The 12,576-nt window shown below is 53.8% G+C and carries 16 protein-coding genes; 6 read left to right on the forward strand and 10 right to left on the reverse strand.

Features of this window, described 5'->3' with window-relative positions; translation table 11 throughout:
- Window positions 1-33: 33 nt before the first annotated feature.
- Together dksA and KO503_RS09275 are read left to right on the forward strand one after the other, a co-directional pair.
- On the forward strand, window positions 34-456 hold the full coding sequence (gene dksA, locus KO503_RS09270) for an RNA polymerase-binding protein DksA (RefSeq protein ID WP_215991275.1): 423 nt from the start codon (window positions 34-36) through the stop codon (window positions 454-456).
- Window positions 457-592: 136 nt separating this feature from the next.
- Window positions 593-1,759 (forward strand): FAD-dependent oxidoreductase, encoded by a 1,167-nt coding sequence (locus tag KO503_RS09275; RefSeq protein ID WP_215991276.1) that lies wholly within the window; start codon window positions 593-595, stop codon window positions 1,757-1,759.
- Between the two features lie 62 nt (window positions 1,760-1,821).
- On the opposite strand, the gene tpiA is transcribed toward KO503_RS09275, so the two are convergent.
- From tpiA to KO503_RS09315, 8 genes are all read right to left on the reverse strand, one after another.
- The gene (gene tpiA / locus KO503_RS09280; protein ID WP_215991277.1) at window positions 1,822-2,568 is read right to left on the reverse strand and encodes a triose-phosphate isomerase; all 747 of its coding nucleotides are present in this window, start codon (window positions 2,566-2,568) and stop codon (window positions 1,822-1,824) included.
- A 93-nt stretch (window positions 2,569-2,661) separates the two neighbouring features.
- A complete protein-coding gene (locus tag KO503_RS09285; RefSeq protein WP_215991278.1) occupies window positions 2,662-2,970 on the reverse strand; it encodes a TfoX/Sxy family protein in 309 nt (102 codons plus the stop codon).
- The gene (locus KO503_RS09290) at window positions 2,967-3,362 is read right to left on the reverse strand and encodes a TfoX/Sxy family protein (RefSeq protein ID WP_215991279.1); all 396 of its coding nucleotides are present in this window, start codon (window positions 3,360-3,362) and stop codon (window positions 2,967-2,969) included. The genes KO503_RS09285 and KO503_RS09290 overlap by 4 nt, the downstream gene beginning before the upstream one ends.
- Window positions 3,363-3,734 carry a HesB/IscA family protein gene (locus tag KO503_RS09295; protein WP_215991280.1) on the reverse strand — a complete coding sequence of 124 codons (372 nt, stop codon included), beginning with the start codon at window positions 3,732-3,734 and terminating at the stop codon, window positions 3,363-3,365.
- A gap of 22 nt (window positions 3,735-3,756) precedes the next feature.
- Entirely contained in the window at window positions 3,757-4,521 is a 765-nt protein-coding gene (locus tag KO503_RS09300) for a DUF3307 domain-containing protein (protein WP_215991281.1), read from the reverse strand.
- Window positions 4,521-5,165 (reverse strand): hypothetical protein, encoded by a 645-nt coding sequence (locus KO503_RS09305; RefSeq protein WP_215991282.1) that lies wholly within the window; start codon window positions 5,163-5,165, stop codon window positions 4,521-4,523. The genes KO503_RS09300 and KO503_RS09305 overlap by 1 nt, the downstream gene beginning before the upstream one ends.
- Before the next feature lie 131 nt (window positions 5,166-5,296).
- Window positions 5,297-6,172, reverse strand: a complete 876-nt coding sequence (locus tag KO503_RS09310) for a LysR family transcriptional regulator (RefSeq protein WP_215991283.1) — start codon at window positions 6,170-6,172, stop codon at window positions 5,297-5,299.
- Between the two features lie 309 nt (window positions 6,173-6,481).
- Complete coding sequence (locus tag KO503_RS09315; RefSeq protein ID WP_215991284.1) at window positions 6,482-6,844, reverse strand: SUF system Fe-S cluster assembly protein; 363 nt, start codon at window positions 6,842-6,844, stop codon at window positions 6,482-6,484.
- Window positions 6,845-6,970: 126 nt separating this feature from the next.
- On the opposite strand from KO503_RS09315, the gene KO503_RS09320 reads away from it, so the two are divergent.
- Complete coding sequence (locus KO503_RS09320; RefSeq protein WP_215991285.1) at window positions 6,971-7,270, forward strand: YciI family protein; 300 nt, start codon at window positions 6,971-6,973, stop codon at window positions 7,268-7,270.
- Between the two features lie 45 nt (window positions 7,271-7,315).
- Here the strand turns inward: KO503_RS09320 and rimK are convergent, their stop codons facing one another.
- A complete protein-coding gene (rimK, locus tag KO503_RS09325; protein WP_215991286.1) occupies window positions 7,316-8,722 on the reverse strand; it encodes a 30S ribosomal protein S6--L-glutamate ligase in 1,407 nt (468 codons plus the stop codon).
- 360 nt (window positions 8,723-9,082) lie between these two features.
- Between rimK and KO503_RS09330 the strand changes: the two genes are divergently transcribed.
- A complete protein-coding gene (locus KO503_RS09330; RefSeq protein ID WP_215991287.1) occupies window positions 9,083-10,420 on the forward strand; it encodes a nucleobase:cation symporter-2 family protein in 1,338 nt (445 codons plus the stop codon).
- A 98-nt stretch (window positions 10,421-10,518) separates the two neighbouring features.
- Here the strand turns inward: KO503_RS09330 and KO503_RS09335 are convergent, their stop codons facing one another.
- Complete coding sequence (locus KO503_RS09335) at window positions 10,519-10,719, reverse strand: hypothetical protein (protein ID WP_215991288.1); 201 nt, start codon at window positions 10,717-10,719, stop codon at window positions 10,519-10,521.
- Between the two features lie 170 nt (window positions 10,720-10,889).
- Here KO503_RS09335 and tgt point away from each other — a divergent pair, with 170 nt between their 5' ends.
- A complete protein-coding gene (tgt, locus tag KO503_RS09340; RefSeq protein ID WP_215991289.1) occupies window positions 10,890-12,020 on the forward strand; it encodes a tRNA guanosine(34) transglycosylase Tgt in 1,131 nt (376 codons plus the stop codon).
- 185 nt (window positions 12,021-12,205) lie between these two features.
- The gene (locus KO503_RS09345; protein WP_215991290.1) at window positions 12,206-12,478 is read left to right on the forward strand and encodes a hypothetical protein; all 273 of its coding nucleotides are present in this window, start codon (window positions 12,206-12,208) and stop codon (window positions 12,476-12,478) included.
- Window positions 12,479-12,576 lie beyond the last annotated feature (98 nt).

The following is a 12,576-nucleotide window of genomic DNA, read 5'->3' on the forward strand; positions in this document are numbered from 1 at the left end:
ACTTGAGCTGTCGGCGACAATGAGGTGAGCACTATGACGGCCGAATTAACCCTGCCTGACGATTATCGTCCATCGGTAGACGAACCCTTTATGAACGAACGTCAGATCGAATATTTTCGTCGCAAACTTGAAAATTGGAAAGCAGAGCTGCTGGATGAAAGCCGCAACACGCTTGAAGGTTTGCAAGACGGAACCCGTAGCATTCCAGACATCGCGGACCGTGCGTCTGAAGAAACCGACCGCGCTCTTGAATTGCGCACGCGGGATCGCCAGCGCAAGCTCGTGACAAAAATCGATGCTGCCTTGCGTCGCATCGATGCTGACGAGTTTGGATATTGTGAAGATACGGGCGAGCCGATTTCGCTTAAACGTCTTGATGCACGCCCCATCGCGACCTTGAGCCTTGAGGCGCAAGAGCGTCACGAGCGCCGCGAAAAAGTACACCGTGACGACTGATCCGCTCGTGTGTTTTTGACAGTGAGTGCGCTTTGCGCGTCATTGCGCGCAGGTGACCTGTCTTTGAATCTATGCCAAACACCGAAGCAATCGCTTCGGTGTTTTTCGTTGCGCTGGCTTTGCATGAGGGTTTCATATGTTGATCGGACAAGATATCGCCATTCTCGGCGCTGGCGTTGCTGGCCTGACAGTTGCGCGCGCTTTGGCGCTGCGCGGGGCCCGCGTTACCGTTTATGAACGTGCGCCTGAGATTGCGGAAGTGGGGGCGGGGTTGCAACTGTCGCCAAATGGCGTGGCGGTCCTGTCGGCGCTTGGGCTGGATACAGGCCTGAATGCGATGCACTCTACGGGGGTGTTATTGCTTGATGGGTATTCTGGGCGCAAGGTTTTGCATATGGATTTCAAAGGCCTTAAGCCCGAAGCAGATTTTTTGATGGTGCACCGCGCTGATTTGATTGATGCTTTGCTCAAGGGGGCTCAGGATGCAGGCGTTCAGATCAAACTCTCACATAGCGTCGAGACGGTTGTTGACGATGGTGACGCTGTAACGCTGCGGTTTGAAGGCGGCGCGCAGTGCGTTCATGATGTGGCTGTGGGGGCAGATGGATTGCAATCGCGCTTGCGCAAGACATTGAACGGCGAGGCCGCGCCCTTTTTCACCGGACAAACGGCTTGGCGTGCGACTGTGCCCGCCATGGGCGGCGAAGACCCGATTGCGATGATTCATATGGCGGCAGGTCAACATGTGGTGTGCTATCCGCTGCGTGATGGAACGTTGATCAATATTGTTGCCGTCGAAGAGCGCGCCGATTGGACCGATGAAGGCTGGCATCTCTCAGGTGATCCTAATCAGCTGAGAGAACATTTCAAAGCCTTCGGTGGCGGTGTGACCAGTCTTTTGGCGCGGGTCACTGAGGTTTCAAGATGGGGATTGTTCCGTCATCCTGTGGCGCAAAATTGGCACGGCGCGCGCACAGCCTTGATTGGCGATGCGGCGCATCCGACTCTGCCGTTTTTGGCGCAGGGGGCCAATCTAGCCTTAGAAGACGCTTGGGTTTTGGCCGATTGCCTTGCCAGTATGTCGCTTGAACAAGCGCTGCCAGCCTATCAATTGCGTCGCCGTGCCCGCGTGGTGCGTGCAATTGATGCAGCCACGGCCAATGCGCGCAATTACCATTTGCGTGGCCCCAAACGGATGGCGGCCCATATGGTGTTGCGTGCGGGCGGCAAGATCGCGCCACGCACTGTGGTGGACAGGTTCAGCTGGCTTTACGACCATGATGTCACGCGGGATGTCACTTAAATCTCGCAAAGATACCGCGGCCCATATCAACTGGGCGGCGGTTATTTGTATTGGATGAGAGGTTAAGAGGCCTCTAACGCTGAAATAATGCCCGCGAAATCAGCCGCTTTTAAAGACGCACCGCCAACCAGCGCACCATCAACATCTGGGACAGCGAAAATGTCAGCCGCATTACTTGGCTTGACTGACCCACCATAAAGCAGCGGTAAATCTGCGGCGATATCGCCAAAGCGCGCAGTGAGAGTGGCGCGCATATCAGCATGGATTTCTGCAATCTCATCAAGAGTTGGCACTTTTCCCGTGCCGATGGCCCAAACCGGTTCATAGGCGATCACCAGTTTGCTGGCATCGATTTCATCGGGCAGGGACCGCAAAAGCTGCCCGTGCACCACTTTAAGCGCGTCGCCCGCTTCGCGTTGTTCCAGCGTTTCGCCAACACAGACAATTGCTGTCAGACCTGCCGCGCAAACGGCTTCGGTTTTAGAGCGCACATCCGCGTCGCTTTCGCTGTGATCGGCGCGGCGTTCCGAGTGGCCCGTGATCACATAGGTCGCACCAGCATCCGTCAATTGCGCGGCAGAGATATCGCCCGTATGCGCGCCACTTTCATTGGAATGGCAATCTTGTCCGCCTATGGCGATGGGGCTGTCTTTGAGGATCGCGGCCATGGATGTGATCAGCGTGGCAGGGGGACAAAGCAAAATATCGACACTTGGGGTGTCAAAGGCTTTGGCCAGAGTGACGGCCTCGCCCAAGCTGGCGGTGACGCCGTTCATCTTCCAATTGCCTGCTGCCAGTTTGCGTGCCATGTCGCGCTCTCCTCAAATATGTTTCGCACATCATTGCAGCGTTGAAAGCGCCGTCAAGTGGATAGCAAGCCTGAGGGCCGCCTGCGGATGGTTTTAAAGCGCTGCCAAGGCCTTTTGCCCCCAATTACAGGCAAGATTTGCGTCATCCAAAGCCGCATTCGGCAATGTCCAATAGCCCATTGGCCCACGAGGCGTTTGAAATCGCGTGGCACCTGCGCTGGCAAGACTGTCAGCAAAATCGCCTTTGGCTTTCAGATACACCGTGCCGTCGCGATCAAGCGAGGCAAAAATGACTCCGTCGCAATAAATGGCCAAGCCGCCCATCATCTTACGTGTTGAAATCATCCCGAGTTGTGCAAACAGCTCTTCGGCAAAAGTGATCATGCTTGGCGTGATGCTCATGACTTTTCAGCCTTTTGTTTGCGTGCCGCTTTTTTGGCTTTCGCAATGCGCTTTTTTTCGGTGGCTTTCAATGCTGGCGCATAAGACAGACGCGCCCAGTCGCGCGCCTCATCAGGATCATCGCTTGCGCTTTCGGGCAGTGACATCAAAGAGGTCACAACCGTTTCACCGCCTTTTTTAGGATAGGTGAAAGGCTCGGACCCCGCGTCAACAAAGGCGTCAACAGTTGTCTTATCGGATTTCATATAAATCGTGCCGCCGATGATACAGGCGAACATGATGTCGCCCTCAACATATAAAGCACTGCCCCCGAAAAGCCCGCCAACTGTGATCTCGCTTATGTCGGCGAACAGGTCGCGGGCATGGGCGATAAGTTCAGCAGGTGCAGGCACTTACACGCCGCTTTGTTCGGACAGGCTTTCATCAAACTTGATACTTTCGCCGCAGCCGCAAGCGTCAACCACATTGGGATTGCGGAACTTAAAACCAGATTCCAGCAAGGACACTTCGTAATCAATTTCAGTGCCAAACAAGAACATCTGCGCCATAGGCGCGATCATCACGCGGCCACCATCTTGTTCGACCACTTCGTCCAGAGGATCGATGTCGTTCACGTAGTCCATGGTGTATTCCATGCCTGCGCAGCCGCCTTTTTTGATGCCAATGCGCAAGCCTTTGGAGCCATCTTTCTCCATCAGTTTTGCGATTTGTGCCGCCGCTTTGGGCGTGATGCTGACGGCTTGTTTGCCTGGAATACCGAACATGTGCGTTCTCCTTTCCCCTAACTTAGGGCTTTGCGGCCATGATCTCAAGAAGCGGATCGCCGTTTAACCCATTGTTGATCGCAAGTGTTAAGATCGCGATGGCAATGGCCCAGCTGAACGAGGCCAACGTGCCGATGATGACGTATTCGGCTTTCTCGTTTTTAGAGGCGGCATCAAAGCGCAAAACGGATTTGGCTGCGATCAAAAACCCAATGCCTGCGGGCTGTCCAGCGAGGAACATCAAAAATATAAGACCGCGTTCCAGCAGGCCAATCATCATACCGCCTTTGGGAAGGGATTTCTTGGGGGCGCCTGTGATGAACGGCTGCATTAATTTGCCCACGGCAAAACCACCCGCACGGGTTGTGTATAAAATACCCGCCGTCAGCAGCATGGCTTTCGGTGCCCAAGCACTGATGTTAATAAGGCCTCCGCTCGCGAGGTCTTTGGTCCAGACGCCATCTGCCCATAGGGTCGGGGCAAAGGCTGCGATCGCTGCAAGGGTCACGAGATGCGTCAGCTGATCGGTTAGATAGGGTTTGATCCCGTCGTCTTTGCGGGTTTTGACCCAGATGGCTTTCAACGCATCAATCGCCATGTGCAGTCCTGCAAGCACGGCAATTGGCCAAGCGATAGATCCCAATGCGACCACAGCGCAGAGGTAAACCACAAGCGTATGGACGAGCAGGGTGGTCACACGATCCTTGCTCTGCGCCATTTTAGAAGTCTGAAATACGTAGTCGGCGAGCACATGCGCGAAGAATAGGCCTGACAGGGTTTCAAACATTATTGCTTTCCTGTTTCAATATTTATCAGTGCAATTCGAATTGCGATATACCCCGCGCTGTCGAGAGACTTTGTGATTGACTGGCGGGACTTGCCTAGTGCTTTGGCGATTTCTGTGTATGTCGTTTTGTCTAATGGGGATAACATTCTAAGAAGTGGAGCGGCTTGTGCTGGTGTCCAGTCTTTAGATATGAAGTCCAGCAAAGTGGTGCACGCCAGAGTTTTCCCTCGAGAATAGTAGCCAATGCTAAATCCTGATTCTGGGGCAAAGCCTTTTATTATTTCTAGATTAGAGCCTGAGTTAGCAAAAACATGTGCCGTCTCATCATTGAGATTCAGTTCAAGTTGATTGTTGGTGTCTCCTTCAGCAATCCCAATATAGCTATCAAACTCACTGCCCTCAGCGCGCAAGGCCGCCCGAAACGCCAAAGCCGACCGCAGCGCATATTTCGGCTCGGCCAGCGCCACTTGCCAGCCATCGCCGCGATGGCGGGTAAAATGAAGGCTTTCCCCCATCCACTCCGCTTGCATCTCGGCACAGTCGCGCAAGGCGTCAAAAGCGCGTTCAAGCTTTTCGGGGCCCAGCGCGGTTGAGCCGACGATATCGCCAGTAAGAACGGCTATTTTGCGTGTTTTATCTGTCATGATGCAGCCAATATAGGCTGCGTTTGTTGATATGCAACCTATTTAGGATGCGTTTGTCGTTTTGCACCCTGTTTAGGTTGCGTTTGGCAGTGCGCAGCCGATTTGGGCTGCGCGTCAGCTTGGGGTCCACGTTAAGGCCCAAACCGCGTCGACGCACTCAACAATGTGCCAATCGCGTCCAAAGCAGCGCGGATGGGCGGATCATGACGGGCGTCATGATGGCTGACCAACCATTCTTCATGGGTGAGTGCATCAATCTCGGGCGAGACCTGCACCAGTTCGGGCATGGCGCGTCCAGCGAAAATGGGCAAAATCACGCGGGCTATGCCGCCAATGGCCAAATCGGCCTCAGCGCGGGGATCAGAGACGGTGCTGATGATTTCATCGGGTTTGTTTTGCCGTAACCAGCGCTTTGATGGCGTTGTGGCAAGAGATTCGGGAAGGGTGATGTAACCCAATACGTCGGGGCTACGGGCGAATTCAGCATAAGCAATGCGTGCGGTACGCCGCCCTGCCAGCCATGTTTGATCAGGGCGCCTGTTGCGAATGCCTATGTCCGCTTCGCGCCGTGCAATGTCGACCATGGCGTCTGAAGAAACGAGCTCGGGCACCCACGGAACAGATGGCACCAAAGAGGCGTCTTGAGACCAAACCTCACCAAAATGCCGTGCGATGTATTGTGTGGTCCAATGGCCTGCAGTGATGCGCACAAGGGAGCGTGTTTGCGTGGTGTTGAAGGCGGCCAAGTGTTGCGCGGCGGCGCGCAGATGTTCGACCTCGGCGGCAAGGGCGCGCCCATCGCTGGTCAGCGTGTACCCGCGTGCGCCGCGCTCAAATAGACGCTTGCCCAAAGTGCGCTCCAAAGCCGTCATCCTGCGCGACAATGTGGGCGAGGGGGTGCCTGTGGTCTGCTCCGCCCCCACAAGACCGCCGCCGTCGACGACAGCGAGGAATAGCATGTAATCATCTAACTTGGGGGCGGTTTTGAGTTTGGGCTTATCTTTCATTTTTGAAAGTCCAAATGCAGTTTCTGGGCGTATTTCGACAGGTTATTGTACGGTAATCTCTGCATATTGGTTTCAATAATGCAAGAGGTGCCTGATGAATGACCGTTTAGCGATTTTCTTATCGCCTTCAAAATCTCAAACGCCAACAGGGTTTCAGTCAGAGCAAGCGCACTACCGCGCGCTTTATCAGCAGTTCAAAAAGGACAGAGGCGCAAGGCGGGTGCAACGGTGCTTGGGGATGTTGAGGCGCGAAAAGAAAAACGGCCCCGAAGGACCGTTTTGAAAGCGAAATATCAACAGCGTATGCACTTACATAAAGCCAAGCTCTAGACGCGCTTCATCTGACATCATTTCCATGCCCCAAGGCGGTTCCCACGCCAGATCGACGTCAACTTGTTTGACGCCCGGCAACGGTTCAATCGCATCGGCGACCCAACCCGGCATTTCGCCCGCAACAGGACAGCCCGGTGCGGTGAGAGACATGATCACATGCACTTCGTTCTCAGTGTTGATTTCGATCGTGTAGATCAACCCGAGATCATAGATGTTCACGGGAATTTCAGGGTCGTAGACGGACCGGCAAGCTTCCACGATGGCTTCGTGAAGCGGGTGTTCCGTGTTTGAAGGCTTGATCAGCGGAGTGCCTTCGACGGGAGCGTCTGAATCTGTCATGTCTGTCCTCGTGTAAACTTGACCAAAGATATAGGGTTTGGCTGGGGTAAGGTCCAGACCTTGGCTTGGTCTTTTGTGCGTGCGAGGCTATTGATTGGGCAGTTGAGCACAAAAAGGGCCATTGCCATGTCTATTCTCGCCGCCGATCAAAATCTGTTTCATGTCGATATCGAATATAAAGTCGATTTGGCGCTGGTTGAACCGCATATGCAAGCGCATCTGGCCTTTGTCGATGAAGGGTATGATCGTGGATTCTTTTTGGCTTCGGGTCCGAAGGTGCCGCGCACGGGTGGGGCGATTTTGGCAACTGCGCCCAACCGCGAGATGCTGGAAACATTTTTAGCGCGCGATTCTTTTGTCACCGAAGGACTTATTGCCCTGACTGTGACTGAATTTGTGCCGCGCCGCACAGTTAATGGCCTGTAACCAAAGAACCTGTAACCAAAGAAACTGTGACGGCGCGGTGAACCGCTAGCTGGCTGTCTTTTTACTTGCACCTTTGCGCGCAGGCATTGGACGGACACGTTTTTCGATGGTGTCATACAAAAGACCCGCGATGTTTTTCTTGGCGGTCTTTTCAGCCCCCTCCAATCCGGGCGAAGAATTGACCTCTAGCACTTTCGGGCCATCATCCGCGCGCAGCAGGTCCACGCCAGCCATGCGCAGACCAAAGGCTTTGGCCGATCTGACGGCCGCATCGCGTTCGGTTTTGGTGATGCGTACTGCTGTGGCTGTGCCGCCCAAATGCAGGTTCGAGCGGAAATCGCCACCGCTTGAGCTGCGTTTGATCGCAGCGACCACTTTGCCATCGACAACAACACAGCGGATATCGACGCCTGAGGCTTCTTTGACAAAATGCTGCACCAGAAAGTTGGCTTTGAGACCGCGAAACGCGGAAATCACCGATTGCGCGGCTTTCTTGGTCTCAGCCAGTACAACGCCGCGCCCTTGGGTACTTTCAAGTAATTTAACGATCAGCGGTGCTTGCCCCGCCAAATCGATCAGATTGTCCGTGTCTTTCGGCGAGGCGGCAAAAGCCGTGGTCGGCATATCGATGCCATGACGCGCCAAAACTTGGTGCGCATGCAATTTGTCCCGCGATTTGGCGATGCCATCGGCAGAATTGAGGCAATAGGTGCCAATGGTTTCAAACTGACGGATCACAGCACAGCCATAAGAGGTGATAGAGGCACCGACACGCGGGATCACAGCATCATAGCGGGGCAGGCGTTTGCCATCGTAATAAATTTCAGGCGCCATAGCGTTGATCGCCATGTAGCAGCGCGTGGTGTCAATCACTTCGATCACATGCCCGCGCTCTTGGCCTTCGGCCACAAGGCGCTGGGTGGAATAGCTGTCAGGCTCGCGTGAGAGCACAGCGATGCGCAATGCCCGCGGCGCGCTTGAGGTGCGAATGGCCGCAGAAAAATAAGCGCTGTCATCCAGTTCAGCTTGGCAAAAACTCTCGTTCGGAGTGACAATCATGTCGTCATCAATGGCTTGGCGCCCCAGTAGCATACGATAGGCCATATTGGTGCGATTGGTCAGAGTGATCTCGATCGGCCACGTGCGATCACCGATGGAAATATCGGTGCTGATTACATAGCGCAGCTCGGTTTCACCATTGGAGGATGTGACTTCGCGACGATCCACCACTTTTGCAGAGCAGGCGATGACGATGTCTTCGCGTGCAGGCACTGGATGGATGTTAAATCGCACCATTGGGGCGTTTGCAGGGCCAAAAGGTTCAATGTCGAACGCATGTAGCGCAGAGGTGCGCGCGCCTGTGTCAACTTTAACCTTAAGGGCAGGCAGACCAAGCGCGGGCAGCTTTGCCCACTCTTCCCAGCCCAAAGCGAAAGGAGCTTTGTCCGTCATCGTTTTATCTCACATCTGAAAGGGAAGGCGGTTCGGTATGATGCCGCCAGAGACGCCCTCTCTCACCTATTCACGATTCTAGCAATAGGGTTTGTGAGTTTTGTGACAGAGCCGGATTTTTTATGCCTTTGGCGCGCGCGTGATACGCGAGAATTGGCGTCGCCCCCTCAACATGATGCGCAGCGTGACGACCTGATTTCGCTTATCAATTGGGCGAAACTGTGGGGCAACTCGTTAAACTGCTCAAGATTTACACCAAGACAGACATTGCCCTTTAGGTAACTTAAGCCCTCAGAGCCAAGGACTTTTCATAAGACGCATCCAAGCGCAGTCTTTCACAATACGACAAAGGGGAAGACTATGTCAGAACAAAATACGCAGTTGGTGTACAACTTAAACGACGTTCCTCCGCCGCCCAAAGCGGCCTTGGCGGCCTTTCAGCACGTCTTGGCATCCATCGTCGGCATCGCCACGCCGTCTTTGATCATTGGTGGCGTTTTGGGGCTGGGAGAACATGTGTCCTATCTCATCGCGATGGCATTTTTCGTCTCTGGGGTTGCCACGTTTATTCAATGCAGACGGGTGGGGCCGGTTGGCTCTGGTTTGTTGAGTGTTCAAGGCACGTCTTTTGCCTTTCTCGGTGCGATTTTGGCCGCGGGCTTTGCAGTGAAAGGTCAAGGCGGCACGCCAGAAGACATTCTAGCGATGATTTTCGGTCTATGTCTGGCTGGCTCTTTGATTGAAGTCATCCTGTCGCAGTTTTTAGACAAACTCAAACGTGTGATCACGCCGACGGTGACAGGTGTTGTGATCACCGTGATTGGTCTAAGCTTGATCAAATCTGGTTTTACCGATTTTGCTGGTGGCGCGCAGGCTGGCGAAGATCTGGGCAAGCCTTTGTTCTTGCTTTTGGGCCTTTTGGTTGTGGCCGTGATTTTGTTTGTGACGTTTTTGGGCAATCCTATGTCGCGCATCGCTGCCATCATGATCGGTCTCATCGTGGGGACTGTTGTCGCCAGCTTCTTTGGTCTGGTGAATTTTGGCGCGCTCGGCAGTGCAAAGCTGTTCGCTTTGCCTGTTCCGTTTAAATACGGCATCGACTTTGATTTTGCTTTGTTTGTGCCTATCGCGTTTTTGTATTTCGTGACAGCGATTGAAACCTCAGGCGATTTGACTGCGAACTCTGTGATTTCAGGCGAACCTGTTGACGGCGAGGTTTACATGGGCCGCATCAAGGGCGGTGTTTTGGGCGATGGTGTCAATTCTGCCATTGCTGCCGTGTTCAACACCTTTCCAAACACCACGTTTTCGCAAAACAACGGTGTGATCCAAATGACAGGCGTGGCCAGCCGTCATGTCGGCATGTGGATCGGTGGTCTGTTGGCTCTGATGGGGCTGTTTCCTGTCATTGGCGCGTTCTTTTTGATTATTCCTAAACCCGTTTTGGGCGGAGCTACCGTGGTGCTGTTTGCGTCCATCGCAGTTGCAGGCATTCGCATCCTTGCCTCGCAAGAGATGACCCTGCGCCGCATCTACATCATGGCTGTGTCCTTTGGTCTGGCTTTGGGCGTGACCTTGGTGCCTGATGCCACGCAGCATTTGCCAAACTTTATGAAGCAAGTGTTTGCAGCGCCCATCACCTTGGCGGGTCTCTCTGCGATCATCCTGTCTTTGGCGATTCCTGAAGACAAAGAGTAAGAGCACCATTTGGTGCTAAGTGCACAAACGTAAAAAAATAGCGGCCCGCCTGAAGTTCAGGCGGGCTTTTTGTTGGTTAAGGAAAACGAAAGGAAGGTCTATTCTCTATAAAGCCAAACTTTCACCAACGTGACCAGGTTTGCTATCTTGAAAAATCGGCGCATCACCACGGCCACTGCAATACTGAATAGCAAAATTGCACCTAAACTTTGGCCTTCGCTAACGACAATGAAAAGATAAGCGTCAGGAATAAATTGAGACAGATGGTCTAAAGCTAATTTCCGATGTTTGCTGGACATGAATGAGTCTCCAAATTGTTATGAATTTGCAGTGCTAACTCCGAACGGTTGCCGCGATCTCATGCCACTGGGAGAAAATATACCTACAACGGCAAATGCTAAAGCTTCGCACTTGCCTAGTTCACACCCTCTCTGGCCCAAGCGCGCGTTTCGCGGTAAGTCGTTTTCCTATGACACAACGAATCTCATTTTCCCTCGATGCCACAGATGGCAAAGCCCGCACGGGCGTGATTTCAACCCCGCGCGGCGACATTCGCACGCCGGCCTTTATGCCTGTGGGCACGGCGGGCACCGTGAAAGCGATGATGCCCGAAAGTGTGCGCGCAACTGGCGCGGATATTTTGCTGGGCAACACCTATCACTTGATGCTGCGCCCCACGGCGGAACGCATTGATCGCTTGGGCGGTTTGCACAAGTTCATGAACTGGGACCGGCCTATTTTGACCGACAGCGGCGGGTTTCAGGTGATGAGCCTCGCAGGGTTGCGTAAACTCAACGAGGAAGGCGTGACTTTTGCCTCTCACGTGGATGGCTCAAAACATGTCATCACACCTGAGCGCTCTATGGAAATTCAAAAGCTGCTCGGCTCAGACATTGTGATGTGTTTCGATGAATGCCCTGCGCTGCCTGCCACCGACGAAGAGGTCGCCAAATCCATGCGCATGTCGATGCGGTGGGCGCAGCGGTCGCGTGATGCCTTTGGCGACCGTCCGGGGCATGCGCTGTTTGGCATCATGCAAGGCGGCGTGACGCCTGAGTTGCGCGAAGAAAGTGCCAAGGCACTTGTTGATATCGGGTTCGACGGCTATGCGATTGGCGGCTTGGCTGTGGGTGAGGGGCAAGAGGCGATGTTTGGCGTGTTGGAATACGCGCCTGAGTTCCTTCCCCAAGACAAACCGCGCTACCTCATGGGCGTGGGCAAGCCTGACGACATCGTGGGCGCGGTGAAACGCGGCGTCGATATGATGGATTGCGTTTTGCCCTCGCGCTCTGGTCGCAACGGGCAGGTGTTCACCCGTCGCGGCGCGATCAACATGAAAAACGCGCGCCATGCAGACGATCCGCGGCCTTTGGATGAGGCCTGCACTTGCCCCGCCTGTACGCAATATTCGCGAGCCTATTTGCATCACGTGTACCGCTCGCATGAGATGATTTCAGGCATGCTTTTGACATGGCACAACCTGCATTATTTCCAAGACCTCATGCAGGGCATGCGCGATGCGATTGCCGCTGGTACATTTGAGGCTTGGGAAGCTGAGTTCCACGCCATGCGCGCGCAAGGCGATATCGAGCCGCTGTAACGGTAAGCTTTAACGCAAGATATTGAGGTCGCTCACATAATGTTTGAGCGGCCTTTTTTTAAAGATTTTCGTAAAGTTTTATACTTAACCCACTGTTATCCTTGTCTTTATCTGTCTGATTTTTGCCACATTTTGGACCAAGCGTCTGGCTAGGTCTGGGACATCAGATCAATCAGGGGTATATCATGTCCGTATCAAAAATGTGGAGTTTGGCCATCGGCCTGTTCTTTCTTTGCGTCTTGGCATCAACGTTGCCGTCCGCCGCCGCCATGCCTAAAAGCGCAAAGGCGACTCAATCGCCGCTGTCGCTAAAATCTGCGGTTTTACAACAGGATTCAAGGCCGTCGCTCATGAGGCAAATCCCGAACGTGGCTGTCGCTTGCGCTATGCCTTTGGATGCGACGCATCAGATTGCTCAATGCACCATAGATACTTCGGTAGACGCTTTGGTGAAATAATGTGTGCACGTGCCTGTGACGGCCTTGCTCCCGTCTTTGCATCACGGGTGCGTTTGAAAAATTAACGTTGCCTTAGCGAAAACATACCGAATTAACCT

The organism is Pacificibacter marinus, assembly GCF_018860505.1.
GTDB lineage: Bacteria > Pseudomonadota > Alphaproteobacteria > Rhodobacterales > Rhodobacteraceae > Celeribacter > Celeribacter marinus_B.